This is a genomic window from Nocardia aurea, from assembly GCF_003123685.1.
GTDB lineage: Bacteria > Actinomycetota > Actinomycetes > Mycobacteriales > Mycobacteriaceae > Nocardia > Nocardia aurea.
In genome coordinates this window covers 124,840-151,256 of sequence record NZ_QCYJ01000085.1, presented here as the reverse complement: position 1 = coordinate 151,256, position 26,417 = coordinate 124,840, and the positions used below count along the sequence as shown (strand labels likewise).

Annotated in this window: 26 protein-coding genes and 1 riboswitch; of the genes, 17 read left to right on the top strand and 9 right to left on the bottom strand. The window is 67.1% G+C overall.

Annotated elements, in window-relative coordinates; all coding sequences use genetic code 11:
* Positions 1–31 precede the first annotated feature (31 nt).
* Positions 32–2,251 carry a catalase/peroxidase HPI gene (gene katG / locus DAT37_RS17390; RefSeq protein ID WP_109525815.1) on the top strand — a complete coding sequence of 740 codons (2,220 nt, stop codon included), beginning with the start codon at positions 32–34 and terminating at the stop codon, positions 2,249–2,251.
* A gap of 84 nt (positions 2,252–2,335) precedes the next feature.
* Here the strand turns inward: katG and DAT37_RS17385 are convergent, their stop codons facing one another.
* The gene (locus DAT37_RS17385; protein WP_109525814.1) at positions 2,336–2,557 is read right to left on the bottom strand and encodes a hypothetical protein; all 222 of its coding nucleotides are present in this window, start codon (positions 2,555–2,557) and stop codon (positions 2,336–2,338) included.
* 340 nt (positions 2,558–2,897) lie between these two features.
* Here DAT37_RS17385 and DAT37_RS17380 point away from each other — a divergent pair, with 340 nt between their 5' ends.
* Both DAT37_RS17380 and DAT37_RS17375 read left to right on the top strand, forming a co-directional pair.
* On the top strand, positions 2,898–3,662 hold the full coding sequence (locus DAT37_RS17380; RefSeq protein ID WP_109526056.1) for a TVP38/TMEM64 family protein: 765 nt from the start codon (positions 2,898–2,900) through the stop codon (positions 3,660–3,662).
* Positions 3,663–3,690: 28 nt separating this feature from the next.
* A complete protein-coding gene (locus DAT37_RS17375) occupies positions 3,691–4,491 on the top strand; it encodes an alpha/beta fold hydrolase (protein ID WP_109525813.1) in 801 nt (266 codons plus the stop codon).
* 54 nt (positions 4,492–4,545) lie between these two features.
* Here the strand turns inward: DAT37_RS17375 and DAT37_RS17370 are convergent, their stop codons facing one another.
* From DAT37_RS17370 to DAT37_RS17360, 3 genes are read right to left on the bottom strand one after another with little or no spacing between them, the layout of a single operon-like run.
* On the bottom strand, positions 4,546–5,400 hold the full coding sequence (locus tag DAT37_RS17370) for a class I SAM-dependent methyltransferase (RefSeq protein ID WP_109525812.1): 855 nt from the start codon (positions 5,398–5,400) through the stop codon (positions 4,546–4,548).
* A 2-nt stretch (positions 5,401–5,402) separates the two neighbouring features.
* Positions 5,403–5,750: a VOC family protein gene (locus DAT37_RS17365; RefSeq protein WP_109525811.1), complete on the bottom strand. Its 348-nt coding sequence runs from the start codon at positions 5,748–5,750 to the stop codon at positions 5,403–5,405.
* A 1-nt stretch (position 5,751) separates the two neighbouring features.
* On the bottom strand, positions 5,752–5,919 hold the full coding sequence (locus tag DAT37_RS17360; RefSeq protein ID WP_109525810.1) for a ribbon-helix-helix protein, CopG family: 168 nt from the start codon (positions 5,917–5,919) through the stop codon (positions 5,752–5,754).
* Positions 5,920–6,006: 87 nt separating this feature from the next.
* On the opposite strand from DAT37_RS17360, the gene DAT37_RS17355 reads away from it, so the two are divergent.
* Both DAT37_RS17355 and DAT37_RS17350 read left to right on the top strand, forming a co-directional pair.
* Positions 6,007–6,471: an SRPBCC family protein gene (locus tag DAT37_RS17355; RefSeq protein ID WP_109525809.1), complete on the top strand. Its 465-nt coding sequence runs from the start codon at positions 6,007–6,009 to the stop codon at positions 6,469–6,471.
* Positions 6,472–6,552: 81 nt separating this feature from the next.
* Positions 6,553–7,503, top strand: coding sequence for an AEC family transporter (locus tag DAT37_RS17350; RefSeq protein WP_109525808.1), 951 nt, complete (start codon positions 6,553–6,555; stop codon positions 7,501–7,503).
* Between the two features lie 29 nt (positions 7,504–7,532).
* Here DAT37_RS17350 and DAT37_RS17345 read toward each other — a convergent pair whose 3' ends face one another.
* On the bottom strand, positions 7,533–9,053 hold the full coding sequence (locus DAT37_RS17345; RefSeq protein WP_109526055.1) for a TerD family protein: 1,521 nt from the start codon (positions 9,051–9,053) through the stop codon (positions 7,533–7,535).
* A 230-nt stretch (positions 9,054–9,283) separates the two neighbouring features.
* Here DAT37_RS17345 and DAT37_RS17340 point away from each other — a divergent pair, with 230 nt between their 5' ends.
* Together DAT37_RS17340 and DAT37_RS17335 are read left to right on the top strand one after the other, a co-directional pair.
* On the top strand, positions 9,284–9,739 hold the full coding sequence (locus DAT37_RS17340; RefSeq protein WP_109525807.1) for a nuclear transport factor 2 family protein: 456 nt from the start codon (positions 9,284–9,286) through the stop codon (positions 9,737–9,739).
* 264 nt (positions 9,740–10,003) lie between these two features.
* Positions 10,004–11,074, top strand: coding sequence for an ADP-ribosylglycohydrolase family protein (locus tag DAT37_RS17335; RefSeq protein ID WP_198654309.1), 1,071 nt, complete (start codon positions 10,004–10,006; stop codon positions 11,072–11,074).
* Positions 11,075–11,107: 33 nt separating this feature from the next.
* On the opposite strand, the gene DAT37_RS17330 is transcribed toward DAT37_RS17335, so the two are convergent.
* Positions 11,108–12,196 (bottom strand): NAD(P)H-dependent amine dehydrogenase family protein, encoded by a 1,089-nt coding sequence (locus tag DAT37_RS17330; RefSeq protein WP_109525805.1) that lies wholly within the window; start codon positions 12,194–12,196, stop codon positions 11,108–11,110.
* Positions 12,193–13,020, bottom strand: coding sequence for an SDR family oxidoreductase (locus DAT37_RS17325; RefSeq protein ID WP_109525804.1), 828 nt, complete (start codon positions 13,018–13,020; stop codon positions 12,193–12,195). The genes DAT37_RS17330 and DAT37_RS17325 overlap by 4 nt, the downstream gene beginning before the upstream one ends.
* Before the next feature lie 95 nt (positions 13,021–13,115).
* Between DAT37_RS17325 and DAT37_RS17320 the strand changes: the two genes are divergently transcribed.
* Positions 13,116–13,724: a TetR/AcrR family transcriptional regulator gene (locus DAT37_RS17320; RefSeq protein WP_109525803.1), complete on the top strand. Its 609-nt coding sequence runs from the start codon at positions 13,116–13,118 to the stop codon at positions 13,722–13,724.
* A 6-nt stretch (positions 13,725–13,730) separates the two neighbouring features.
* Here DAT37_RS17320 and DAT37_RS17315 read toward each other — a convergent pair whose 3' ends face one another.
* Positions 13,731–14,357, bottom strand: coding sequence for a TetR/AcrR family transcriptional regulator (locus DAT37_RS17315; protein WP_109525802.1), 627 nt, complete (start codon positions 14,355–14,357; stop codon positions 13,731–13,733).
* 74 nt (positions 14,358–14,431) lie between these two features.
* Here DAT37_RS17315 and DAT37_RS17310 point away from each other — a divergent pair, with 74 nt between their 5' ends.
* Positions 14,432–15,409, top strand: coding sequence for a zinc-binding dehydrogenase (locus DAT37_RS17310; protein WP_109525801.1), 978 nt, complete (start codon positions 14,432–14,434; stop codon positions 15,407–15,409).
* A 122-nt stretch (positions 15,410–15,531) separates the two neighbouring features.
* Complete coding sequence (locus tag DAT37_RS17305; RefSeq protein WP_157978524.1) at positions 15,532–15,936, top strand: hypothetical protein; 405 nt, start codon at positions 15,532–15,534, stop codon at positions 15,934–15,936.
* A 41-nt stretch (positions 15,937–15,977) separates the two neighbouring features.
* Here DAT37_RS17305 and DAT37_RS17300 read toward each other — a convergent pair whose 3' ends face one another.
* Positions 15,978–16,478, bottom strand: a complete 501-nt coding sequence (locus DAT37_RS17300) for a response regulator (protein WP_157978523.1) — start codon at positions 16,476–16,478, stop codon at positions 15,978–15,980.
* 518 nt (positions 16,479–16,996) lie between these two features.
* Positions 16,997–17,077, top strand: a riboswitch (ZMP/ZTP riboswitch).
* Positions 17,078–17,106: 29 nt separating this feature from the next.
* Here DAT37_RS17300 and DAT37_RS17295 point away from each other — a divergent pair.
* From DAT37_RS17295 to DAT37_RS17265, 7 genes are all read left to right on the top strand, one after another.
* Positions 17,107–18,255: a 5-aminoimidazole-4-carboxamide ribonucleotide transformylase gene (locus DAT37_RS17295; protein ID WP_109525798.1), complete on the top strand. Its 1,149-nt coding sequence runs from the start codon at positions 17,107–17,109 to the stop codon at positions 18,253–18,255.
* Between the two features lie 480 nt (positions 18,256–18,735).
* Positions 18,736–20,298, top strand: a complete 1,563-nt coding sequence (locus tag DAT37_RS17290; protein WP_109525797.1) for an ABC transporter substrate-binding protein — start codon at positions 18,736–18,738, stop codon at positions 20,296–20,298.
* Positions 20,295–21,644, top strand: coding sequence for an NtaA/DmoA family FMN-dependent monooxygenase (locus tag DAT37_RS17285; RefSeq protein ID WP_109525796.1), 1,350 nt, complete (start codon positions 20,295–20,297; stop codon positions 21,642–21,644). Before DAT37_RS17290 ends, DAT37_RS17285 begins: the two co-directional genes overlap by 4 nt.
* Complete coding sequence (locus DAT37_RS17280; RefSeq protein WP_109525795.1) at positions 21,641–22,603, top strand: ABC transporter permease; 963 nt, start codon at positions 21,641–21,643, stop codon at positions 22,601–22,603. Before DAT37_RS17285 ends, DAT37_RS17280 begins: the two co-directional genes overlap by 4 nt.
* On the top strand, positions 22,600–23,502 hold the full coding sequence (locus DAT37_RS17275) for an ABC transporter permease (RefSeq protein WP_157978522.1): 903 nt from the start codon (positions 22,600–22,602) through the stop codon (positions 23,500–23,502). Before DAT37_RS17280 ends, DAT37_RS17275 begins: the two co-directional genes overlap by 4 nt.
* A complete protein-coding gene (locus tag DAT37_RS17270) occupies positions 23,499–25,184 on the top strand; it encodes a dipeptide ABC transporter ATP-binding protein (RefSeq protein WP_109525793.1) in 1,686 nt (561 codons plus the stop codon). Before DAT37_RS17275 ends, DAT37_RS17270 begins: the two co-directional genes overlap by 4 nt.
* A complete protein-coding gene (locus tag DAT37_RS17265) occupies positions 25,181–26,386 on the top strand; it encodes an aminotransferase-like domain-containing protein (protein ID WP_109525792.1) in 1,206 nt (401 codons plus the stop codon). Before DAT37_RS17270 ends, DAT37_RS17265 begins: the two co-directional genes overlap by 4 nt.
* The last annotated feature ends 31 nt before the right edge of the window (positions 26,387–26,417 follow it).

Here is a 26,417-nt window from a genome sequence, read left to right as displayed (position 1 = left end):
GCCCCGATCACCCCTCCACGGAAGGAATGCTGTGGCATCAGATAGCCGCCCGACCGAAACTCGCGACGCGAGCGAGAGCGAGAACCCGGCGATCCCGGCCCCGACGGTGAAAACCGACCAGCGCCCGCACACCAACACCGACTGGTGGCCGGAGCAGATCGATGTCTCGGTGCTGCACGGCCACTCGTCCAAGGCCAATCCGCTCGGCGCGGATTTCGACTATCCGACCGAATTCGCGAAACTCGACGTCGACGAGCTCAAGGCCGACGTCACGGCGGTGCTCACCGATTCGCAGGACTGGTGGCCCGCCGACTACGGCCACTACGGCGGGCTCTTCATCAGGATGAGCTGGCACGCCGCAGGCACCTATCGCATCGCCGACGGCCGGGGCGGCGGCGGACAGGGCGCCCAGCGTTTCGCGCCGCTGAACAGCTGGCCCGACAACGCCAATCTCGACAAGGCCCGCCGTCTGCTGTGGCCGGTCAAGCAGAAGCACGGCAACTCGATCTCCTGGGCCGACCTGCTGGTGTTCGCGGGCAATGTGGCACTGGAATCGATGGGGTTCCAGACCTTCGGTTTCGGCTTCGGCCGTCCCGATATCTGGGAGCCGGAAGAAGTCTTCTGGGGTCCGGAGGACACCTGGCTCGGCGACGAACGCTACAGCGGCGACCGGGAACTGTCGGGACCGCTCGGCGCCGTCCAGATGGGTCTGATCTACGTCAATCCCGAAGGGCCCAACGGCAGGCCGGATCCGGTGGCGGCGGCACGCGATATCCGCGAGACGTTCGGCCGCATGGCGATGAACGACGAGGAGACCGCGGCACTGATCGTCGGCGGTCACAGCTTCGGCAAGACCCACGGCGCGGGCGACGCCGACCTGGTCGGCGCGGAACCGGAGGCCGCCCCGATCGAACAGCAGGGCCTCGGCTGGAAGAGCGCGTTCGGCACCGGTAAGGGCAAGGACGCGATCACCAGCGGCCTCGAGGTGGTCTGGACCGCGACGCCGACCAAGTGGGGCAACGGCTTCCTCCAGAATCTCTACGGCTACGAATGGGAGCTGACCGAGAGCCCCGCGGGCGCGGCGCAGTGGAAGCCGAAGGACGGCGCGGGCGCGGGCACCATTCCGGATCCGTTCGACGGGCCCGCGCGGACGCCGACGATGCTGACCACCGATCTCGCGTTGCGCGAGGACCCGATCTACCGCGAGATCACCCGCCGCTGGCTCGACCATCCAGAGGAACTGTCCGAGGCTTTCGCCAAGGCGTGGTACAAACTGCTGCACCGCGATCTCGGACCCGTCAGCCGTTACCTCGGGCCGTGGATTCCCGAGCCGCAGCTGTGGCAGGATCCCGTCCCGGCCGTCGATCACGCGCTGATCGACGAGCGGGATATCGCGGCGCTGAAGAACAAGATCCTCGACGCCGGCCTCTCGGTGACCCAGTTGGTGAAGACCGCGTGGGCGTCGGCGGCGAGTTTCCGCAGCACCGACAAGCGCGGCGGGGCCAACGGCGCCCGGATTCGCCTGGAGCCGCAGCGCAACTGGGAGGTCAACGAGCCGGATCGGCTCGCCGAGGTCCTGCCCGTGCTCGAGCGGATCCAGACGGAATTCAACGATTCGGCGTCCGGGGGCAAAAAGGTCTCACTCGCCGACGTCATCGTGCTCGCCGGGTCCGCCGCGGTCGAGAAGGCGGCGAGGGACGCCGGACACGACGTGACGGTGCCGTTCTCGCCCGGTCGCACCGATGCCACCCAGGCCGACACCGACGTGGAGTCGTTCGCCGTGCTCGAACCACGCGCCGACGGGTTCCGCAACTATGTGCGGGCGGGCGAGAAGGCACCGCTCGAGCGTTTGCTGCTGGACCGGGCATACATGCTCGATCTGACCGCGCCCGAGTTGACCGTGTTGATCGGTGGTCTGCGCGCCCTCGGCGCCAACTACGGTGGCACCGCGCACGGTGTGTTCACCGACCGGCCCGGCGTGTTGAGCAACGACTTCTTCGTCAATCTCCTCGATCAGAGCACGCGCTGGAAGGCGTCGGAGTCCGCGGAGAACGTCTACGAGGGCTTCGACGGATCCTCCGACACGGTCAAGTGGACGGCCACGGCCAACGACCTGGTCTTCGGGTCGCATTCGGTACTGCGCGCGGTGGCCGAGGTGTACGCCCAGCGCGACGGTGCGGCGAAATTCGTGAACGATTTCGTCGCCGCCTGGGTCAAGGTGGCCGACAACGATCGGTTCGACCTCACCTGATCGGTGTGACGACTCCGGGCCCGTCCCCGTGGGGGCGGGCCCGGAGTAGTTCGCGCGGTGCCGGGTCGGCGTCGACGTCGACGTTCAGGATCCGTGGAAGAGCCGTTCGCACGGCAGGCGCGGCAGCGGGCGACGATCCTCGATCGTATCGCGGATCAATTCGATGGTGTACCAATGCTTTCGGGTCCAGTCCTGGATGATGTTACGTGCCGCCGCGACCGACACCACGTAGTCGAACACCGTGTCGGCCAGCCAGATCCGCAGGTGCACGTCCCCTTCGGACGGGAACCATCCTTCAGCGGTCATCGCATGCCTTCTCCTCGGACCCGAGACACCTTTTCCGCGGCGGCCGCCCACCGCCGTGAGCACATCGCGCAGGTGTTGCTCCCACCACGTTCGACGCGACATTCCCGACCCTGTCGGCCCCGTCGCCCGGCATTACCGAATGCTTCCCATATGTTAACGCACATTCTGATCAATACAATACATCTACCACGTCTCATTACCATTTATGTGACCGACTGATTAACAGAAATTTTGCACCGGGTAGCCTCGCGCCCAGGCGGCCTCCACCCGCGAATCGGGCAACTGCCGCGAATCGGATCGATTCGAGAGTCCGGGCGGGGTGCGGCAGGATGGGGTCACCATGAACGACGAGGACGATTCCGCCCCGGGCGGCAGGTGGCGTCATACCGTGCGACTCGCGGCGTGCGTGATCTTCCTGCTCGGGACGTTCTATCTCGTCGCCGTCGCCCGGGTGATCGATATCGATGGCGTGCGGTCCATGGTGGCGGCGACGGGCCCCGCCGCGCCGTTCGTCTACGTACCGGTATCCGCTGTTCTCGGCGCGATCCTGATCCCCGGCCCCATTCTGGCCGCCGGGAGCGGACTGCTGTTCGGCCCGCTGGTCGGCACCTTCGTGACACTGGGCGCGACCGTGGGCACCGCGACGATCTCCAGTTTCCTCGGGCAGCGCGCGGGCCGCGACAGCGCCCGCGCGCTCCTGGGCACCGCGCGTTCCGATCGCATCGACGCGCAGGTCGAACGCCACGGCCTGTGGGCCGTGGTCGGGCAGCGTTTCGTGCCCGGCATCCCGGACGCGATGGCCTCCTATGTGTTCGGCGCGTTCGGAATTCCGTTGTGGCAGATGGCGGCGGGCTCGTTCATCGGGTCGGCGCCGCGCGCCTTCGTCTACACCGCGCTCGGCGCGTCGATCGGCGACCTGTCCGCACCACTGGCCTACACCGCGATCGCCGTGTGGTGCGCCACCGCGATCATCGGCACCTTCGCCGCACATCGCGGGATCACGCACTGGCGCCGACGCGAGGTACGCCGGGAACCCGACATCGAGCCGACGGAACAGACGTCCCGGCCGCTGGTGTGTAGCGAGGGAACCGATCCGCACGCGTAGCGACCACGAGTAGCCGAGGGGAACCACCATGGAAGCCGATCTCGATTCCGATGGCACAGCGCTCTACCACCGCACGCGAGGCAGTGGACCGATCCTGCTGCTCCTCCCCGGCGGGGACGGTGATGCCGACACCTACGACCGGCTCGCCGACCATCTGGCGACCGATTTCACCGTGGCGACCTTCGACCGGCGCGGATTGTCCCGTAGCGCAGACGCCGGACCACCGTCGGATATTTCCACCCACGCCGACGACGCGGCACAGATCCTACGAACGCTGTCCGACGCGCCCGCCGCCGTCTTCGGCTCCAGTATCGGCGCGGTCATCGCCCTGGAACTGCTCACCAGGCACCCGGATCTGGTGCGGCTCGCCGTGGTGCACGAACCTCCCGCCGCGGCACTGCTCTCCGAGCCCGAACGTTCCGAACTCGCGACGGCGCAGTACGAGATCGAGCAGTCGCATCTCGCCGACGGTGTGCCCGCCGCCATGGCCCAGTTCGCACGACTGGCCGGTCTCGCGGTGGTCGATCGCGAACCCGATGTGGACCTGCCCGGCCCCAGCCCCTACCGGGCGGGCAATCTCGAGTACTTCCTGACCCACGACGCTCCGGCCGTTCGGACGTATCGTCCCGACACGGCCGCGTTGCGCGACCGTTCCTCGGCGATCATCCCGGCGGTCGGTGCGACGACAACCGGCGTGATCGCGCGGACCGCACCCGCGCTCGCCGCTCTGTTGGAGGTGAGCGTCGTGCGATTCCCCGGTGGGCATACCGGTCCGCGCATGTATCCCCGCGCGTACGCGCAAGGATTACGCGAACTGTTGCAGGCCTGAACGAATTCGTCGGCGACTCTTCACGACACGAAGACCCCCGTCCAGCGACGCCTGCTACGTCGTCGCCTTCAACATCTGCTCCGAATCCGCCGGTCGCAATCCGTCCGCGCGGTCCGCGAAGTAGCGCCGCCTCTGGTCGTCGGCCGAAATGATCTCCGCGGTGGCGAAACCCGACTCCCCCGCCAGACGCAACATCTCGTCCGGGCCGAAGAAGCTCAGGAACGGGGTTCCCGACGCGCGGGCGTTGCGCTCGATGACCTGTCGTATCGCCCGCTCGTCCGGCCCGACGAGTTCGAGCGGTTGCAGGTAGGTCATGGCCACGGTCGATCCGGCGGCAAGTCTCGAAAGCTGGTTCAGGGTAGCGATATTCGCCTCGCGGGTCAGATACATGGCGACCCCGGTGGAGCTCACCACGGCGGGGCGACCCGGATCGAATCCGGCGGCGATCGACCGGTCCCACCACGAGTCGGTCTCGAAATCGACCGGCACCAGCCGCAATCGTTCCGGGACGCCGAATCCGAGGTCGGCGAGACGTCGGCGTTTCCATGCCTGCGGCTCCGGCCGGTCGATCTCGAAGATCCTCAGCCGGGCCGCGATATCGGGCCTGCGCTGGGCGAAGGTGTCCAGACCCGCACCGAGCAGAATGTATTGGTCGACACCGTGTTCGACCTGTTCGGCGACCAGATCCTCCACGAATCGCGCGCGGGCGACGATTCCCGCGCGGGACGAACTCGTCGCCTTCGGGTCCATATCGGGTCGGTTTCGCCAGTCGTCGTCGACGTCGGCGAGCCGCAGTCCGATCTCGTCGGACATCACGTGCGGCTCCGAATCCTCCAGCACGTGCAGTGCCCGCCACAGCGCGACCCGGACCGCGGTGCTGTCCGGCCCTGCGGTCGCTTCGGCCCCCATCGTCACCCCTTGCCCGGGGCTTGCAGGGCCCAGAGGCGGCCGTCCGGATCACGGACGGTCATTTCCCTTGTGCCGTAGTGAGTTTCCTCGAAGCCGCTGACCACGTCGACATCACCGTCGAGGTGGACCTGCTCGGGATCTGCCACCTTCAGCATCAGCTGGGTACGGGGTTGCTCGGTCCCGGGGATCTCGGCGACGAAGACATACGGTCGCCCTTCACCGTTGCGGAACTGGCCGGAGTTGTGGCCGGTGTCGAATTCCATCTCGAAGCCTAGCGCTCGGAGAAATCCGGCCGTGCGGCCCCAATTATGCGTTTCGAGGAATACCGCTTCGATACCTTCGGTGGTCATGTCATTCCTTTCCGGAAGTCTGCTGATCGGTGTCGTCGAGGTAGGCACGCAACGCCTGCGCGACCAGTGCCGACAGGGATGAACCCGTCTCGATCGCGCGGAACTTGACCTCTTTGATCAGTCCGATCGGCAGGTACACGTTGAACTGCTTCACATCCTCGTCGCCCACCGACCGATGCTAGCATGCTAGCCTACTAGTAGTCGGCGCGTTCCCGAACCGGTTCGAGCGCCGACCGGATGTGCGAGGGTGGAGGGCATGACGGTAGAACGGTTCGAGGTCCAGCGGCAGATCGCCGCGTCACCCGCGGAGATCTTCACGCTGCTGCGCTCCCCCGAGGGGCACGTCACGATCGACAGTTCCGGCATGCTGCAATCGGCGGAGGGCAAACCGGTCAACGGTGTCGGCGACGAGTTCGTCGTGCACATGGATCGTGAGTCGCTCAACGACTTCCCGATGGGCAAATACGACGTGACGGTCATCATCACCGAATTCGAGCAGGACGCGCATCTGGAATGGACGATCTCCGGCGCGATCCAGCCGCCGATCGAACACCTCTACGGCTACCGGCTCGAACCCAGCGAGATCGGCACCCTGGTCACCTCGTACTACGACTGGAGCAAGATCGCCCCGCGCTATCGGGAAGCGGGCATCTTCCCGATCATTCCGGAATCGGCACTACGCGCGACCCTGGGCATCCTCGCCCGCACCGTCCAGAAATAGACACTCGAATATCGGAGAGTTCGCCCGCGCGACAAGGGTTCACCCACCGTCGCGCGGGCGAAGGCCGTCGGTGACGGTCCGGTGAACGAGATCACCGCGACACTGACGCGTCTGCTGCCCGTCGCCGGGCTGGTGGTCTCGGGATGGTGGCTGGCACGGCGGAAGATCATCGCGAGCGAGCTCTCGAAACCACTGTGCGACTTGGCGTTCCTGCTGTTGATCCCGGCATATCTGTTTCCGAAACTCTACGGCAGCGATCTCGGGCGCCTGTTCGACCTCACCGCGATCGGCGCGTACGCCGCCGTGGCGATCACCGGCATGGTGATCGTCGCGACGCTCTGCCTACGCCGCGCCGAACTCGGCCCCGCGGACACCGCCCTGCGGATGATGGCCGCCTGCCAGGTCAATACCGCCTACTTCGCCATCCCGGTGTTCGTGCAACTGTTCGGCGACGCCGCGCCGATCTTCCCGATCCTGATCCTGCAGGTGTGCCTGCTGACCGTCGTCGTGCTGACGGTTCTCGAATTCGCCCGAACCGACCACGAGACCCGTCGGAATCCGGCGGTGACCGTCACGCGATCGGTCGGCGCGGCGTTGGCCACGCCCGTCGTCGTCGCGTGCGTCGCCGCGATCGTCGCGAATCTCGCCTCGTGGCCGGTGCCCGAATCGGTCCTGTCGGGCCTGTCCTTCGCCGGAGACGCGGCCTCACCGGTGGCGTTGATCGCGCTCGGCCTGCATCTGGGCGGCTCCACGCTGCGCCTGCGCGGCGCGACCCCGGACGAGAACGCCGTCATCGTGTTCAAATGCGCGATTCTGCCGTCGATGGTCTACGGGGTGACCGAATATGTTGTCCACGTAGACGATCCGTGGCCCGCTTACCTCACGATGCTCGCGGCCATGCCGACACCGCAGAACGTCTTCGTGCTCGCCGGACGATATAACGTCGGACTCGATTTCGCCGGATCGGTGGTCGTCAAGACCACGGTCGTGGCTTTGGTACTTCTTCCGGTCTGGACCTTGCTCGTGACGTAGACGTATCGGGGCCGTACCCGCTGTCGCGTTCAGCCGAGGGACGTCAGCACGAAACGCTTTCCCGGGTCGACCATCTTGCGCACCGTCGACCCTTTCGCGTACTCGCCGAGCGCCGTCATATTCCAGCCCTGTGCGCCACGAGTCAGCATGCACATGAACGCACCGGTCATCCGCTCCCCCTTGGACAATTCGAAACGCACCAGTTCCGCGCCGGAATTGTCGTCCACCAAGCGGCAATGCGCGCGGCCGACCTGGTCGAAGGTATGCCCCGCGAACGAGTTGACGGTGAACACCAGGGCGTAGACCTCCGGACCCAACGCGGTCAGATCGACCGAGATCACCTCGTCGTCGCCCTCGCCACGTCCGGTCAGATTGTCGCCGGAGTGCCGGATGACGCCGTTGAACGCCTCCTGCCTCATGAACCAGACATTGACCAGCTTCTTGGCCCGGTTGTCGTAGGCGATGACCGAGGCGTCCAGGTCGATGTTGCGTCCACTGACAGCCGGGTCCCATCCCAACCCCATCCGCACGCGACTCAGTGGCGGCGCACCCTGTTTGGTGAGCGAGACGGTTTCGTTCTTGCGCAACGAGACTCGGCCCTTGTCCAGGCTGACCGTCGGCTGACCGAATCGCGGCGCGGCCTCGGGTGATGTCCCATCGAACGGCGAGGCGGCGGGCGGTGCACCGAACGCGGGCGGGTGTTGGGGATAGCCGTGACCCGGCGGTTGTCCGGATTGCGACGCCGGATACGGCTGCGCACCGTACGGCTGAGGCGCGGCGTCCACATGGGGCGGTTGCGCGGGATACGGCGTTGGATAGGGCTGCGCCTGTTGCGCGGGGTACGGCTGCGGCGGGGCGGCGTACGGCTGCTGGCCGGGGAACGGCTGCTGGGACGGCGCGGCGAAAGGCTGCTCAGGCTGGGGCGTGCGGTACGGCTCGGGCGCAGGGTACGGCTGCGGCGCGGTGCCGACCGGCGGAACGAGCGGCCGGGATCGATCCTGCGCCTGCTGAGCCGACGCCGACGCCTGCCCGGTGGACACCGGCGCCGACTGCGGTTCGTCGTCATCGACACTGATACCGAAATCGGTGGCGATACCGGCCAGCCCGTTCGCGTACCCCTGACCGACCGCGCGTACCTTCCACGCGCCCTGACGCCGGTAGATCTCGCAGGCGATCAGGGCGGTCTCGCGGCCGAGATCGGTCGGCGCGAAGGTCGCCAGCACCGTACCGGTCGCCGTATCGGTGACCGTCACCCGCAGCGGGCCCGCCTGGCCCCAATCGGCCGGTCCGGAACCGTCGAGACTCGCGGTCACCACGATCTTGTCGATCTCGCCGGGTACCGAGCCTGGAGCGACGCGGACGGCGTCGGGCGGCTGCACGGTGACCCCGGGCGCGGTCGGCTGGTTGTAGAAGACGAAGTCGGCGTCGGAGCGGACCTTGCCCGCGGGCGTGAGCAGTAGCGCCGCGACATCGATCGGTGCCGCCGCGACCACGGCGACCAGAACCTCCGAGGCGGCGATCGGCGCGTTCGCGCCCTTGACCAACTCCATGACTCCCCTTCCCTCGACACCGTCCACCTTAAGGGTGGCGCGGGTTCGGTGATCGCCCGTCGGCATCGCCACAGCGAACATGATGCGCGACCGCGGGCCCACGCGGTGCGGAACGACTCGGTGATCGCATCCTGACAATCCTTGACGGTATTGCACAGCGCGCGGGCGACAGGAGGTAGCGTCGAGTCGCGATACACGCCGGGACCGGCCGGCGAGAAAGAGGATTGAAAATGGTCAAATTCGATCTGGAGCAGGCAGCCTCGGCGATCGCCATCCAGCAGCTCGTTCACGAATGGGCCCATGAGCTCGACGTCAACAACGGACTCGTCGGCATGGGTGAACTGTTGGTCGAGGATGTCCGCTACAACGTCGGCGGCACAGTTCGACAGAACCGCGACGAGGTGCTGCAGTTCTACAAGGACCGTTACGCCCGGCTCGAGGCCACCGAGGAAGGTGTGCCGTTCCATCGCCACACCCTGCACAACCTGCGCGTCGACTTCGGCGGTGCGGACTCGGCCACGATCGATTTCGGTCTCGCGTACTTCACCACCGCGGGCGTCGCCGCCAAGCAGGAGCAGACCGATACGGCGCTCGTCGCCGACGTGCACATGGAAGCCCGCCGCGACGAAGAGGGTGAATGGCGTATCTCGCTGTTCGACAGCGCCCCCACCTTCCGGCGCGTGTAGATACCGAATTCTTCGGGCCGTTGCTCATCGATTCTCGACCGCGCAGCCCGGTCGAGAATCGTCGAGACGTAGGCGTCAGCGCGGTCGGCAGGCTGTCGACCGCGCGCCGACCGGGCCGCGTGGATAGTTCGGCGGCAAGATACTCGATCGCTGTGGGCAGATGAACGTCGGTTCCGGTGACACGGATCTGCCGAGTCGGTGTGAGCCGATGCCTCGGACTGCCTCTACCACCCGAATGCGGCTCAGGCTGAGATAATTTACCCCGTGGTTGAGTCTACGATCGTTCTCGATCGAGTGCGTGGCGCGCTGTTGGGTGGAGCGGTCGGCGACGCTCTCGGCGCACCGATCGAATTCATGGACCTGGCGAGAATTCGTACACGTTTCGGTACGGGCGGGACGACCGGGTTCGTCTCGAATCGCGCAGTGCCATGTGAGGTCACCGACGACACGCAGATGACGTTGTTCACCGCGGAGGGCCTGTTGCGCTGGCGGCCGGGGACCGACCCGGCACCCGCACTACGTCATGCCTATCTGCGCTGGCTACGAACGCAGCGTCGGCGCGAACCTCCTCCCCACAACGACAGTTGGCTGGCCGAGCAACAATTCCTGTATGCGGTCCGCGCGCCGGGTACCGCCTGTTTGCGCGGGCTCGACCAGCAGTTGCGCGGACTGCGCACGCCGCATCGCGTGGGCAAGCCGGGACCGCTGAATCCCGATTCGAAAGGGTGCGGCGCGGTGATGCGTTCGGCGCCGTTCGGTCTGGCCGGGTTCGGGCCCGATATGGCCTTCGCCTTCGCCGGTCGTTGTGCGCAACTGACCCACGGCCACCCGACCGGGTACCTCGCGGCCGGAGCGCTCGCCGCATTGCTGGATCGGGTACTGAACGGCACGGAACTGACGGTGGCGGTGCGGGATACCATCGCACAGCTGACCGAGGTGACGGGTGCGCAGGAGACGGTGGCCGCACTGCGCCACGCCGTGGAATGCGATGCCGCCGGAGCGGCGAGTCCGGAGCGGGTGGAGGCGGTCGGTGCGGGCTGGGTGGCCGAAGAATGCCTCGCCATCGGCGTCTACTGTGCGCTGTACGCCGCTCGGACCGGCGATATCCGCGGTGCACTGCTGTTGTCGGTCAACCATTCCGGTGACTCCGATTCCACGGGATCGGTGGCCGGCAACCTGCTCGGAGTCACCCACGGACTTTCCGCGCTGCCGACCGAGTGGGTCACCGCGGTCGAGGGACACGCCACGATCCTGCGCGTCGCCGACGATCTCGTCGCGAACTTCTTCCTGCGCGACAGGACCGCCCTCGGTGGTCGGTATCCGTTCGAGGACTGAACGCGCGCGCCGGGTGCATCTCGGGATGCGAATTCAGCGGATGGTTCCCTTTCCCGGGATCAGCGGCACGTCCAGGGCGGTCACCCAGCCGGGCGGGAGATCGTTGACGGCGGGCACCGCGTTGAGGGCGCGCATACCGGTGGCGAGGCAACCCGCGACGGCGGGGGTGCGGCCGGAGCCGTCGGTGAATCGGAACGAGGTCTCCTGGGAGATCGACGGGGAGCCGATGATATCGACCCGGTAGACGTCGTCGCTGGTGCCCGCGGGCCAGTCGGGTGCGGCGTCGCGGCCGATCCGGTTGACGTGCTCGAGGGTGATCACCTCGCGGCCGCGGTGAATTCCGTTGATGGTGAATCTGATCGCGGCCACGCTGCCCGCCGCGACGACGCCCTTGGCGGAGGGGCGATCCCGAGGTGTCACCCATTTGTCCCAGGTGGTCGTGATGTCGTCGAGTTCGATCCCGGCCGCCGACGCGATCATCGGCACGGTCGCGCCCCACGCCATGACGAGCAGGTCGGGATGTTCCAGCAGCGCGGTGAATTCCGGGGGATGGCCGATGCCCATCTCGAATTCGTAGTCGCCTTCGTAGGCGGTGTAGTCGAGCAGTTCCGATGCCCGGACCGACCGCACCTCACCGCAGAGACCCATGAGAGTCATGGGGAACAGATCGTTGGCGAAACCGGGGTCGATACCCGTGGTGAAACACGAGGCGCCGCCTTCGGCGCACGCCTCGGTGATCGGGTCGCGCCACACGTCGGGCAACTTGTCCATCCCCGGCCACACCCACGGGGTCATGGCGGTGGAACAGACGTCGATACCGGCGCGCAGGAACGCCCCGATCACCCGGATGTTCTCGTCGGCCAGCGCCGCGGTGGGTCCGTAGTGCACGACGGCGTCCGGCCGTGCCGCGATCAGCTCCTCTATCGAGTTCGTCGCCAGCACACCGGTTTTCGGCTGCCCGCACAGCTCGCCCGCGTCCTTGCCCACCTTGTCGGGATTGTTCACACCGACACCGACCAGGTCGAACAGCGGGTGCCGCACGATTTCGGCCAGCACCATCGAGCCGACGACGCCGGTACCCCACAGCACGATTCGTTTCTTCACCGCTACTCCCGTCGTCATCGGTGGAATTCACCGCAGTCCACTGTCAGCATCTGCCCGGTGACGGCGGTGGCCAGATCGCTGGCCAGGAACAGGGCGGCACGGGCGACTTCCTCCGGCCCGGCCAGCCGTCGCAGATCGGTCGGCGCCGCTTTGCGCCGATAGATCTCGGCGTGGTCGACCCCGGCCTGGTCGGCGAGCCAGTCGAAGTAGGCCTTGTTGATGCCCTCGTAGACATAGGACGGCGCGACACTGTTCACCCGGATCCCGCGCGGCCCCAGTTCGGTGGCCAGCGACGACGCCAGATGCGCCAGCGCGCCCTTGGACAGTTTGTAACCGGAGTACTCGGGCTGGGAGCTGTAGGAAACGCAGGAGTTGAGCATGACGATCGACCCGCGCGAACGTTCGAGCGCATCAGCGAAGAGGGCCGAAAGTCGCAGCGGGGCGAAGACATTGGTCTCGTTCGCGGTGCGCAACGCGTCCAATTCGATCTGCGTGATCGGGTTCATCGGCGGAATGGCGAACGCGTTGTTGATCAGGCAGTCCACCCGGCCGAATTCGTCGAGTGAGCGTTCGACCAGCGCACGGCGTTGCTGTTCGTCGGTGATGTCGGTGGTCGCCACTAGGGCTCTGCGCTCGAGAGCCGCCACCTCGTCGGCCAGTTTCCGCAGCTTCGTCTCGGTGCGGCTCACCAGGACCAGGTCGGCGCCCATTCGGGCCGCCTCGATCGTGAGCGAATGCCCGAGCCCGGGGCCGATACCGGACACCACGATGACTTTGTCCAGGAGCAGCGGCACCGGCCGATAGGTGTCGGGCGGGTCGGTGAGGTGCTGAGTAGCGGACATGAACTCCTCCTCGAGCCCATAGCAGTTACAGAGCGTAACGACTTAGATGTGACAGACTGTAACGACTCTTTATCGCACCGACAAGGACGGATTTCGTGACCGCACGCCACCGGCTCGGCCCGCACCGCGATCCCGCCGTGGACCGCGCCGTGCTCGACGCCGCGCGGAGCCTGGTCGTCGAACAGGGTTACACCGCGACCTCGATCGACGCGATCGCCGCGCGCGCGGGTGTCAGTCGTCCGGCGATATATCGGCGCTGGCCGTCCAAGGCGCATCTCATCGCCCAGGCGGTATTTCCCGATGTCGGTTCCGAGCAGGTCGCCCCCGATCTGACCTCCGAGATCAGCAAGGTGATCCGGGGGACCATCCAACTGTTCGGCTCGGCCGAGACCCGCGCCGCCATGCCGGGCCTGATGGCCGAGATGCGCGAGGACGCGGGCCTGTACCAGAAACTCTCGGCCCGGCTCGATACCCCGACCCGCGACGAACTGGCCGAATACCTCTCCGAGGACCGGGCCGCGGGCAGACCGGGCCCCGATCCCGACACGGTGCTCGACACCATCGCCGGCGCGGCCCTCTTCGCGCTCTGCGTGCGCGGTATCGATGATCTCGACGGATTCTCCGCGTCGCTGGAGGATCTCCTGCTGCACGGCATCCTGGGCATGCGCGCGCAGGCCGAGGATGGCGGGGCCGAGCCCTCCTGATCCGTCTCAGCGGGGTATCGCGGGCGCCAATCGAGGCACCGGCGGGAGCGGCGAGGCGTCCGGTGCGGCGCGCAGTGCCTGGATCGCGAGCGCCGCGAAACGTCGGGACGCCGCCACACGCTCCGGTGCCGCTTCCGCGTCGATGCCCGCGTTGGCCATGAGGACGAGGATCAGGTCGTCGATGACGAAATCCGGACGGAGTCGGCCTGTCGCCTTGGCGCGCCTGGCCGACTCGGCGACCGCGGCCAGCGCGGCTCCGCGATCCGCGCCGAAGTCGATGGCGTCGGGGTAGGCGGACATGAAAGCCGCGGTGAAACCTCCGTTGCGCGCGTGCAACACGCACAACTCCTCGATCACGAAACAGAAGCCGCGCCACGCGTCCGGGTCGGCGAGCCCCTCGTGGACGATCGCGCGGCAGGCGCGCATCTGGTCCCGGAAAGCCGCCGTGATCAGTGATTCCTTCGTCGGGAAGTGGCGGTAGAGGGTCGCCGGGCCGACTCCGGCGCGGCGGGCCACCTCGCGCATGGGCGCGCTCAGCCCGTCGGCGGCGAACACCTCGCGGGCCGCGTCGAGGATGCGTTCACGGTTGACCAGGGCGTCACTGCGCGGGGTGTGAGTCAAACGGTCGGTCATCACTCTCACTTCCGGTAAACGGACGGAAGCGTCCGTTAGCGTCGGTCGACGGTACCGAAACAAGGGAGACGACGGTGCAGGCAGTTGCGATCCGAACATTCGGCGATCCCACCGGGCTCGAGGTCGTCGACCTCCCCGACCCGAACCCCGAGCGGGGGCAGGCGCTGATCGTCACCGAGGCGATCGGCGTCGGCGGCGTCGACTCGGTGATCCGGCGCGGCACCCTCGCCGAATACGGATTTCGGGAGGGACACATCCTCGGCGGCGAGGTGGCGGGCACGGTCGCCGCGGTCGGCGCGGAGGTCGATACCTCGTGGGTCGGTCGGCGGGTCTGGGGTTTCGCCGGACTCGGCGGCGGTTACGCCGAGCAGGCCGTCGTTCCGGCCGAATCGCTGGTGCCGTTACCCGCGAACATGTCGGCCGTCGACGCGGTGACGGTCGGAAGTTCCTCGGTCGTAGCCCATTTCGGTCTACGTCACGCGCGATTCGTGCCCGGCGAGTCGGTACTGGTGCGCGGCGCGGCGGGCGGCATCGGCATCATGGCGGTCCAGCTCGCGGCGCGCGGTGGCGCGGGCGCGGTGGCGGTCACCACGTCTTCGCCCGAACGCGGGAGTCGACTGCGCGCGCTGGGCGCGACCCGTGTGCTCGACCGTTCCGGCGACGCAGGCGAGGCGTCCGACGACTACGACGTCATCATCGATGTGGTGTCGGGCGTCGATCTGCCCTCGTTCTTCGACCGGCTGCGCCCGAACGGCCGCATGGTCGCCGTCGGGGTCGTCGGGGGCAACCCACCCGCCGACTTCGGGACGCGGATGTTCGCGGCCTTCCAGCGGTCATTGTCCTTCGCGACCTTCAGCGCGAATACGGTGACCGATTCCGACCGCCGTGCCGTGACGGCCGAATCGCTGGCCGCCACGAGTCGCGGTGAATTGGAAGCCGTGGTTCACGAGGTATTACCGCTCGAACAGGCCGCGCTCGCACACCGGAAGATGGACGCCGGTGAGGTCTTCGGCAGGCTCGTGCTGACACCATCGGGGCAGGCATCGAAGTGAACGCGCCGCTTCGCCTCTTCCAGCACATCGATTCCGTCACGCCGGATCCGATCGCCGACCGCTTGCTCGGACGTTCGACTACATTGGCGACCGACCCGCCTTCAGCAGTAAGAGGACCCACGGTGCGCGTATCGCTCGATGTGGTGCACAACGATCTCGACGACTTCCACAACGAGAAAGTCCCGAATCGCTTCCTGCGACTGCGCTCGGACAACGGCACCGTCCACCGAACGGATTCCGGCACGGCGGGTAATTTCGCGCAGATCATCGAGGCGCTACCCGAATGCGGCCCGTGCTGGGTTCTGTGCCATTTCAGCTATTTCGACACCTCCGGCAATCCGTGTCTGGAACCGCTCATCCTGTCGTGGGCCCCACCCGCCCTCCGCGGCAGGACCGGCGCGCGACTGGTGCTGGGCGCCCAGCGAATCGGCGACTACTTCGCCCCCTCGCTGCCCCAGATCCTGCTGTACCGACCCATGTCGCACGAGGAGGTCGCCCACTTCCTGCGCTCGCTGGCGCGAGTCTGACGGAAGCGGGCCGTTCGGTCGGGAGGTCGATTACCGCCGGATCACGTATTCGGAGACCGCTGCAACGACCCGGTGCCGACCGGCGCGGGGACATTGTCGCGATTGGGTGTCATGACCTGCGGCGACCGCACCGGCGCGGCGTCGGCCGGATTTTCGGCCAAGGAGATCGGTGTGGGCGCCGACGTCGCCGGAAGGTGGGCGTCGACGCATTTGACCAGCTGCCGGATGGTGAACGGTTTGAGCAGGTAGTCATCCGCGCCCGCCGCCATCACCGCCGCGATCATCTCGGGATCACGGCTGGCCGAAACGACGACGATGGGCGTCGGCGCGAGCGCACGTATCGCCTTGCACACGGCAACACCGTCGATATCGGGAAGCACGAGATCGAGCAGCACCAGCCGCGGATGCGACCGCATGAATTCGGTGATAGCCCGTTCACCGGAACCCGTCACACACGGCCGCAGACTCTGGCCCGCCAGCACGATGCCGATCATTTCCGCGATCGCCCGATCGTCTTCGACGACCAGTACCTCCGCGGGCACCGCCCAATAATCACGCAGGCACACAGGTCTGTGTTGCTTGCGAGCGGCGGAACGCCGCGACCCCGGTGGGTACTGACTCATGCGCAGGTCCTCCCAGACACCAGTCGAAACGCGCCTGTCGGATCGCTCCGCACCGCGCTCCCCTCGACCGCGGCGCAGTGTGCAACCGCTATCGAATGAGATCTCGACGCTATGTGTGAACAAACCGGTTCGCAATACCGGTCAGTCTTTTTATGGAGGTTGATACCGGTCGGTATCGGCCCGCTACCCTCTCGTTATCAATTCGACGCCCAGTTCCCATGGCACGTAACCAAAATGTTGCCAACCAGGTTTCAGTCTTGAATTGTTCCAGGTAAAGGCGATATCAGATGGTTTTCCAGACGATACTTCGCGCGCCTCCCACATCAAGAAGGGACCGGCATTGTGATGCGCGGCGATGCGCAACGGGCTTCTCGCGACAGTTGGCCGTGTTCTCGCGCCGTCGGGTGGCGTGACGTCGCCCCGACGTCATGTTCTACAGTGACGTGCGCGACTGGCGTCACGTGGAGCTGACCACGAGGAAGCGCGAGATCGGAGTGTCGTCCGCCTGGGTGCTCCCGAATTCGACTTCGGGAAGTGGGGCACGACGATGACTTTGCGGTACGGCACGAATCCGCATCAGCAGGCGCGCGTCATCGACGGAAGCGGCGATCACCTCAGGGTGTTGCGTGGTTCCGCGTCGATGATCAACTATCTGGATGCGCTCAATGCCTGGCAACTCGTTGCCGATGCGCGACGCGCGGCCGGCAGAGCGGCAGCCGCCTCGTTCAAACATGTTTCCCCGGCGGGTGCGGCGTTGGACGGTCCACTCGACGACACCATGCGCGAGAGCTGGGGGTTGGGCACCGCGCGGCTGGGATCCCTTGCCGCAGCCTATGTCCGGGCTCGCGACGCCGACCCCCGGTCGTCGTACGGGGACATGGTCGCGGTATCCGAACCCGTGGACGACGAGCTTGCCGAAATGCTGGCCACCGTGGTGTCCGACGGCATCATCGCGCCGGGATACGCGCCCGGGACCGTCGCGAAGCTGGCCCGCAAGAAGAAGGGGCGCTTCCTCGTCCTCGAGATCGACCCCGCCTACCGACCGCCGTCGACCGAGATCCGTACCGTTTTCGGCGTCGCGATCGAGCAGGACCGCGACAACCGACCGATCACCGCGGACCTGCTCGACGCTGTGGACGGGTCCGCGCTCACCGATGCCTCGACCACGGATGCGCTGCTGGGCATGATCACCGCCCGCTTCACCCAATCGAACACCGTGGTCTTCGTACGCGACGGCATGACCGTCGGAGTGGGAGCCGGGCAGCAGTCACGTGTCGACTGCACTCAATTGGCCGGTGCCAAGGCACGAACCTGGTGGACACGCCGCCATCACAGCATCCGGAGCTTGGCCCTACCTGCGGACCTGCCGCGCCAGCAGCGGCTGAACTGGCAGATCGCCCTCGCCGCAGGCACTCTCACCGCCACACAGCACGACGAACTCGCGCACCTTCTGCTCCGGTCCGGTATCGCGATCGAAGACCTCGAACCCGCGACTCGGAGCCACCGACTCAGCGGCCTCACCATGGTTTCCGACGGCTATCTGCCGTTTCGCGACAACGTCGACGTCGCCGCCGAACACGGAGTCGCGGTCATCGTCGAACCGGCGGGAGCACTTCACGGCGACACGATCGTCCGAGCATGCCGCGAACACGACATCGCACTCGTCCGCACGAACCGCCGAATGTTCCATCACTGACCGGAACCACGACCGTCGGGGTTTCCCCGCCGCCGAAGCCCTCCCCGCGATCGCCCGTTCGGAAAAGTGGCAACCACCGGACCCACGCCTGGCCCGGCGTTCACGGCCCGGCATGATCGCGTCGACAGCGGACCGACACTTCACGAAATCTGAACGATTCCCGAAGTCCAAGTTTATTGTTCGGCCCGTCGGCGTTGGGCACACTGCACTGGGATCGCGGGTGCGATTGCGGACAGGGTCGAGCAGGAGGGAGCGGCGTATGTGTTGTCATCGCGTGCTCCGCGACCTCTCGACGGTCACTCCTCGGACCATGTTCTGTCCGAGTCGCTGTCGCCGCTGAGACCGTCCCCGTCGCGCCGCTGCCGCGCGCTGCCATTGAACGACAAGCTCTTTCGCGCGATTCCCCTGCGCGTCCGGTGAACGATCGCGCCGCAATCCTTTGTCGTGCCGTTCCGAGACAAGTATCGGAGTACCCCTTTCATGAGTATTTCCTCTTCCGGCGGACGACGCCTGATCGCCCTGCTGGCGATCGGCGTGACGTTGTTCGCCGGGGCGTGCAGTTCCGCCCTGGGCGGCGACGGCGATCCGGCGGGCGGCCCCGGCTCGGGCCAGACGCTGCGGCTGGCGTTGTCACGCCAGTTCACCGGATTGAACCCGCACAACGGCGGATCGCCGGATAGTGACGGCTCGGTGAAGGGGACGGTGTACGAGTCGCTCACCTATCTCGATCCCACCGGTCAGGTACAGCCGCGACTGGCCGTGAGCTGGACGAATCCGAGCCCGCTCGAATGGCGGTTCACCCTGCGCGACGGAGTGCGGTTCTCCGACGGCACCCCGCTCAGCGCCCGGGAGGTGGCCTGGAACTTCACCGAGCTGCTCGATCCAGCGACCAAGAGCCAGTTGGGCGCGCAGCTGAAGATCTATACCGCTTCGGTGACCGCGGCGGATGCGAACACCGTTGTCTTCCAGCTGAAGTCGCCCGCGATCGACCTACCTTCGCGGTTGTGGAACGTATACATCACCACCGAGAAGTTCTGGCAGACGGGCAATCTCAATACCGAGGCGATCGGTACCGGCCCCTACCTGCTGAAGTCGATCGACCTCGAGAACGGCGCGACGCTGACAGCCAACCCCGAATACTGGGGTAGCAAACCCGCGTTCGGCGATGTCGAGTACAAGGTGCTGCCCTCCGAGGCGGCCCGCGTCTCGGCGGTACAGGCCGGGGAGGTCGACATCGCGTTGAACCTCGATCCGCTGAGTCTGGATCAGTTCCAGAGCAACGCGAAATACCGTGCGACGTTGTCGGACAGTTCGTGGGTCCAGGTGATCTCCATCAACGAGAACAAGGGCGGACCGCTGGCCGATGTCCGAGTGCGCCGCGCGCTGAACTACGCGGTCGACAAGAAGTCGATCATCGACGGGCTCCTGAAGGGCGCGGTGAAACCGTCGCAAGGCCAGGTGATCGCGCCGCCGTTCTTCGAGCCGAATCCCGCGGTGTCGGCCTTCGAGTACAACCCCGAGCGCGCCAGGCAACTACTCGCCGAGGCCGGATACGCCGACGGCGTCACAGTGCAACTCGACATCCCCGCGGGCACCTACGCGGCGGGCGCGGCCATCGGTCAGGCGGTGGCACAGCAGGCGGCCGCGGTCGGAATCAAGATCACCATCACCGAAACACCGTTCCCCGCCTGGCTTTCACGCCAGAACCAACCCAGTGAGCAGGCCGCCGATCTGGTCTACATCGGCTGGGGTGGTCAATATCGCAACGCGTACACCGTCTTCGACCCGTTCACCAGCAAATCCCGCTACAAGCAGAGCAATATCACCGATCCGGTCTTCGACGATCTGGTGAACCGTCTGCAATCGGCCACCGACGCCGAGACCGCGCGCACCCTCGCCGCCCAGGCGACCCAGCGCTACTACGACGAGGCGCACACCGTGTTCCTGTGGCCCGGCACCTTCAGCTCCCTGGTGGCCGACGGCCTCACCTGGTCGCCGCGCACCACTCGCTATCTCTACGCACAGGAGGTCGCACGCACATGAGCGATCGACAGATCTTCCTCGCGGGGTACATCCTCTTTCCCAGCAATCATTACGTCGGGGCCTGGCGACATCCCTACTCCGAGCGCGATTTCAACGACCGCGCGCTGTTCGAAGACGTGGGCCGCACGCTGGAACGCGCTAAGTTCGACATGGCGTTCATTCCCGAAACCCTGGCCTACAACCCGAATTTCGCACGCTACGGGCTGAGCAACGGTATCAAGCACGAACCGACGCAGCTGGCGGCGGTCATCGCGGGCGTCACCCGGCACCTCGGAATCGGCGTCACGCTCTCGGCCAGCTACAACGCGCCCTATCACCTCGCGCGCACCCTCGGCAGCCTGGACCAGTTCAGCGGCGGGCGCGTGGCCTGGAACATCATCATGAGCAAAGGGGCCCCGACCCAGGCGAACTTCCCGTTCGTGGAGGAGTTGGAGCGCGACGAACTCTACGACCGCGGCGACGAAGTGGTCGAGGCGACCGTGGCGCTGTGGGAATCGTGGCGCCACGACGCGCTCGTCGCCGACAAGAGGTCCGGACTTTTCGTCGACACCGACAAGGTGACCACACCGGACTATCGGGGCAAGTACGTGCAGGTGCGCGGCCCACTCTCGCTGCCGCCCTCACCGCAGGGCACACCGGTCCTCATCCAGGCCGGGGATTCCGCGCGCGGCAGACGATTCGGCGCGAGGTGGGGGGAACTGATCTTCGCGATCGAGAACAACGAGGCCGATCTGCGCGCCAAGCGCGACGATCTGCGCAAGCTCGCGGCAGCGGCCGGACGTGACCCCGACAGCGTGAAACTCATCGCGGCCGTGCAGCCCATCGTCGGCGAGACCACCGAGATCGCGCGGGCACGCCAGCGCTTCCTGACCACGTTGGTCGACACCGACGCGGCTATCGCGTTCCTGAGCCAGTTCGTGCGAACCGATCTCACGGGACTGCCGCCGGAGTTGCGCTTCAGCGACGCGGTCGCGCGGCGAGCCACCGACGAGGCCGCGGGAGTCCGACTACTGGACAACCTCACCGCGCTCGCCGAGAGCAACGGCGACTCGCTCGACACCGGCCTCGGGCTCGGTGAGGTCGCCAAGATATTCGGCGCCAGTGAGTTCACCCCGCAGATCGTCGGCACCGGCGTCGAAGTCGCCGATCAGCTTGCGGCGTTGTTCGAAGCGGAGGCCGTGGACGGCTACGTCCTGTCGCCGACGCATTTTCCCGGCGCGTTCGACGACGTGGCCCGCGCCGTGGTGCCGGAACTACAGCGGCGCGGGCTCTTCCGCCGCGAATACGCCGACACCACCTTGCGCGGGAACCTCCTCGGCCGCCCCTACCGACACGGGCAGTCGTGACCGCGGCGGTGGCCCCGGCCCGCAGGGTGGTGCGATTCCCGTTGAATCCGCGGTATCTGGGCACGCGAGTGGTCACCGGCCTGCTCGCGGTGTGGGGTGCGATCACGGTGGTGTTCTTCGCGCTCTACGCCAGCGGGAATCCCGCGGTCATGCTGATCGCGCCCGACGCGCCGGCGGGCGAACTCGAACGGGTCAGCCGGTTGTACGGATTCGACCGACCGCTCTACGAACAGTACGTCCGGTTCGTCGGCGCGGTGCTGAGCGGCAACTTCCCGGATTCGCTTCGCTACGACAGTGATCCACTCGCGCTCGCGCTGGGACGGCTGCTGCCCAGTGCCACCCTGGGGGCCGCCGCGCTGCTGATCGGCGTGGTGGCGGGCGGGCTCATCGGCTACGTCGCCGCCACCAGCCGCTCACCGTTGCTGCGGCGGTTGCCGGTGTCGGTGGCGACCATGCTCGACGCGATCCCCGGATTCTTCCTCGCGGTGCTACTGGTGTTGCTGTTCTCGGTGACCCTGCACGTGCTGCCCTCGCGTGGGGCGGGCTCGCTCGCCCATCTCGTCCTTCCGGCGCTGACACTGGGAATCTTCTTCGTTCCCACCATCTCCCGCGTCTTTCGCACCGCGCTCGTGGAGGTGCTCGATTCCGATCACGTCAGGACCGCGCGGGCCAAGGGGCTCAGCACGGTCCGGCTCACGGTCCGGCACGTGATCGGGAATTCGCTCGGCTCCACCCTCAATGTCCTCGGCATCCAAGCCGGTGTCCTGCTGGGCGGCGCGGTGGTGACCGAATCGATCTTCTCCTGGCCCGGTGTGGGCCAACTGTCGGTGAACGCGGTGCAGAATCGCGACTATCCGCTGGTCATCGCGTGCGTACTGGTCATCGCCCTCGGATTCGTCGTGATCAATCTCGTCGTCGATGTCCTGTCCGCGCTGTTCGACCCCAGGATCGCGCTGTGAGCGCCCGGCGCGGACGCGGCCTGCCGATCGCGGGCGCACTCGGCATCGCGGCACTGACCCTGTTGATCGTCGTCTCGGTACTCGCCCCCGCGCTGTCCACGCACGGTCCGCTCGACCAGGACCTCGGCGCGGTGCTGCGACCGCCGAGCGCCCAACATTGGTTCGGCACCGACGAACTCGGGCGCGACGTGTTCAGCCGCGTTCTGCACGGCGGACGTATCGGACTCACCGTCACCGCCGTCGCCGCGGTGATCGCGGCGGCTATCGGACTGACGCTCGGTCTGCTCGGCGCACTGTTCGGCGGGTGGGTCGACGCGGTCGTCGGGCGACTGGCCGATGTGCAACTCGCCATTCCGTCGATCGTGCTGGCGCTGGTGATCCTGTCCTTCGTCGGCAATTCGACGGGCCCGCTCATCCTGGTCCTGGTGTCCGGGTCCTGGGTGCTGACCTTCCGGGTGATCCGAGGACACGCCCAGTCGGTGGTCAACCGACCGTTCATCGAGGCGGCACGGCTGTCCGGCGCGAACCGCCGCGATATCGCCGTTCGTCATCTGGTGCCGAGCGTGCTTCCGCTGTTCACCGTGGCATTCACCCTCAACGCCTCGGCGATCCTGCTGCTCGAGTCGAGTCTGGGCTTCCTCGGACTCGGGGTCCAACCGCCCACGCCGGATTGGGGGTCGATGGTCGCGGGCGGCCAGGCCAGGCTCGACAACGCCGCGTGGGTCGCACTGTTTCCCGGCGCGGCGCTGATTCTCGCGATCGTCGGTTTCCAGCTCACCGGAGACGCGCTCGCCGAACGATTCGCCGGGCGACCGCGTCGCGAGATCGGTCGACCGTTCGGCACCCGACACGGCGAGGAGGTCGCCCCCGCGATCACGGTAGAGGAGTCGCTGCGATGACCACGGTTCTGGTGCAATCACCCGATCGCGACGAGACGAGACCACCGCCGGGCGATCCGATCGCGGTGGTCGACGACCTGCGTGTCTCGGTAGGCGGGGACGGGCAACGCCACCTCGTCGTGGACGGGGTGTCGCTATCGGTCCACGCGGGTGAGACTGTCGGACTGGTAGGCGAGTCGGGGTCGGGAAAGACCATGACCGCGTTGGGGCTAGCGGGGCTGCTACCCCGCGGCGCCGCCGTCGATTCGGGCCGGATCACCCTGTCGGGTATCGACCTCGCCGCGCTCACCGACCGTAGACGCGCGCGAGTGCGCGCCGAGCGACTCGGCGTGGTCTTCCAGAATCCGACCGCCTCGCTCAACCCGCGCCTGACGATCGCGACCCAACTGCTCGAAGCGCTCCCCCGGACGGCGGGTTCGCGTGCCCGGCGACGGGCCCGCGCCGCGGAACTGCTCGGCCGGGTGGGCATCACCGAGGTGGGCAAGACACTCGGCGCGTTCCCGCACGAACTGTCGGGCGGGCTCAATCAGCGGGTCGTGATCGCCCTCGCACTGGCCCGCGACCCGGCGCTGCTGATCGCCGACGAACCCACTACCGCACTCGATGTCAGCGTGCAGGCGCAGGTTCTGGATCTGATCGATCGGCTCAAGGACGAACTCGGGCTCGGCGTGCTGCTCGTCAGTCACGACATCGGGGTGATCGGCGACCGCACCGACCGGGTTCACGTGATGTCGCAGGGCCGGATCGTCGAATCGGGGCCGACCCGGCGGGTACTGCACGCGCCCGAACACGAATACACCCGGGAACTGCTGGCGGCCACACCCGCCCTGCTGCGTCGCGCACCCGCCGAACCGGTGAAGACCACGGCGGAACCCCTGGTGCGGGTGTGCGACGTACGGCGCGCGTTCCCGGTCGCGGTGCCCGGTCGGCTGCGCAAGGCGAGACATGTGGCGCTGCACGGTGTCTCGTTGGACATTCCCTCGGGTGCCGCTGTCGGGATCGTCGGGGAATCCGGTTCGGGAAAAACGACGCTGGCCCGCCAGATCGTCGGGCTGGATCGCCCCGACGACGGAATGATCGAATACGACGGCGTGCCGCCCGACCGTCTCGATCGCGAGGCCGCGCGCCGGTGGCGACGTGCGGTGCAATACGTCTTCCAGGACCCCTACGGCGCGCTCGATCCCCGCCTCACCGTCGAACGGTCGATAGCGGAACCGCTCGAACTCAACGGCGTCGACCTGTCGGGCACGACCGTGCCCGACCGGGTGCGCGAACTGCTCGGCGAAGTCGAATTGCCCCCGTCGTTCGCGCGACGGCTGCCCCGCGAATTGTCCGGTGGGCAATTGCAGCGGGTGGTCATCGCCCGCGCCCTCGCCAATGATCCGCGGCTGGTCGTGGCCGACGAACCGGTCTCGGCGCTCGACCTCTCGGTCCAGGCGCGAATACTGCGCCTGCTCGAACGCCTGCGCCGCGAGCGCGGGCTCACCCTCGTGTTCATCTCACACGACCTCGCGGTGGTGCGCTTCCTCTGCGATCACGTCGTGGTGATGGAACGGGGCCGCATCGTGGAATCCGGTCCCACCGAACAGATCTACACCGCACCGGCCCATCCCTACACCCGGGCGCTGCTGGCTGCCGTACCCGGCACATCCATCGCCTCCCACGAAGGAGCACTTCCATGACCTCCACGATCGACTCGGGATTCCAGACCAACGACCTGCTCTCGACGCTCGGCGCGCGTGAATCGGCGCTGGGCGGCTTCGGTCCGGCGACCACCGGGCTCGCCGCCGACGCGATCCGCCTGCTCGGCGGGGTGCCCGCGAACGAGGCATTGCCGGTGACGCAGCTCGGGCGCGCCTTCGCCGAGACGCTGTCGGATCCGGCCGAATCGGCGGTGGCGCTTCAGTATTCGGTCGTGCACGGAATCGAGCCGTTGCGCGCGTGGGTCGCCGAGCACGAGGGCACCGCCGCCGACCGCGTCCTGATCACCAACGGCGCGTTGCACGGGCTCAGTCTGTTGTTCGGCGCGCTGCTCGATCCCGGCGATATCGTCGCGGTGGAGAGTCCGACCTTCCCGCTGGCCTTGCGGCTGATCGGGCACTACGGCGCGCGAGTGGTTCCCGTCCCGGTGTCGGCCGAGGGACTGGATCTGGATTCGCTCGAGCAGCGGCTGCGAGACGGCCTGCGCCTCAAACTGCTGTACCTGATCCCGGATTTCCAGAACCCCACCGGGACGACGTTGTCGGCGGCCGATCGTGCCCGCGCGGTCGGCCTCGCCGAGCGGTACGGCTTCGTCGTCGTCTCCGACAATCCCTACCGGGACCTGCGATTCGCGGGCACGGCCGTCGACGACCTGAGCGTCGACAGCGACGCGGTCGTCCGGGTCAACACCTTCTCCAAGACGCTGGGCCCCGGGCTGCGACTGGGTTGGATCGTCGCACCGAGTCGGCTGGTGCCCGCACTCACCCGGCTGCGGTCCAATACCGATCAGCATTCCTCGCTGCTCACCCAAACCGCCGTGGCACGGCTGTTGCACACACCGGGGACCTTCGACGGAATTCTGTCCACGGCGCGTGAACTGTATCGGGAACGCGCGGCGGCATTGACCTCGGAACTGCGTGACAGTCTGCCCGGTGCCGTCGAGTTCGATGATCCCGAGGGCGGAATCTTCCTGTGGGCCACGGCCACCGACCCCGCCGTCGATCTGGCCACGGTCAAGACCCGGGCCAACGAACTCGGCACCGATTTCGCTCTCGGTCGCTACTTCGATCCGGACGGCGCGGTCCGATACACCGACCGATTCCGCCTCGGGTTCAGCAACAACACTCCGGAAGATCTGCGCATCGCGGTGCGGCGGGTCGCGGCCGCGTTCGCCACGGAGTGAATCGCGTCGGCGGTGGGGCCGCCGGGTTCAC

Coding starts and splice junctions, on each gene's coding strand:
- DAT37_RS17345 (WP_109526055.1), bottom strand. CDS start 9,053: ATGGAGTTGGTCAAGGGCGCGAACGCGCCGATCGCCGCCTCGGAGGTT.
- DAT37_RS17365 (WP_109525811.1), bottom strand. CDS start 5,750: ATGACCACCGAAGGTATCGAAGCGGTATTCCTCGAAACGCATAATTGG.
- DAT37_RS17385 (WP_109525814.1), bottom strand. CDS start 2,557: ATGACCGCTGAAGGATGGTTCCCGTCCGAAGGGGACGTGCACCTGCGG.
- DAT37_RS17370 (WP_109525812.1), bottom strand. CDS start 5,400: ATGGGGGCCGAAGCGACCGCAGGGCCGGACAGCACCGCGGTCCGGGTC.
- DAT37_RS17270 (WP_109525793.1), top strand. CDS start 23,499: ATGACCACGGTTCTGGTGCAATCACCCGATCGCGACGAGACGAGACCA.
- DAT37_RS17340 (WP_109525807.1), top strand. CDS start 9,284: ATGGTCAAATTCGATCTGGAGCAGGCAGCCTCGGCGATCGCCATCCAG.
- DAT37_RS17295 (WP_109525798.1), top strand. CDS start 17,107: ATGACTTTGCGGTACGGCACGAATCCGCATCAGCAGGCGCGCGTCATC.
- DAT37_RS17315 (WP_109525802.1), bottom strand. CDS start 14,357: ATGACCGACCGTTTGACTCACACCCCGCGCAGTGACGCCCTGGTCAAC.
- DAT37_RS17290 (WP_109525797.1), top strand. CDS start 18,736: ATGAGTATTTCCTCTTCCGGCGGACGACGCCTGATCGCCCTGCTGGCG.
- DAT37_RS17375 (WP_109525813.1), top strand. CDS start 3,691: ATGGAAGCCGATCTCGATTCCGATGGCACAGCGCTCTACCACCGCACG.
- DAT37_RS17325 (WP_109525804.1), bottom strand. CDS start 13,020: ATGTCCGCTACTCAGCACCTCACCGACCCGCCCGACACCTATCGGCCG.
- DAT37_RS17285 (WP_109525796.1), top strand. CDS start 20,295: ATGAGCGATCGACAGATCTTCCTCGCGGGGTACATCCTCTTTCCCAGC.
- DAT37_RS17355 (WP_109525809.1), top strand. CDS start 6,007: ATGACGGTAGAACGGTTCGAGGTCCAGCGGCAGATCGCCGCGTCACCC.
- DAT37_RS17265 (WP_109525792.1), top strand. CDS start 25,181: ATGACCTCCACGATCGACTCGGGATTCCAGACCAACGACCTGCTCTCG.
- DAT37_RS17380 (WP_109526056.1), top strand. CDS start 2,898: ATGAACGACGAGGACGATTCCGCCCCGGGCGGCAGGTGGCGTCATACC.
- DAT37_RS17330 (WP_109525805.1), bottom strand. CDS start 12,196: ATGACGACGGGAGTAGCGGTGAAGAAACGAATCGTGCTGTGGGGTACC.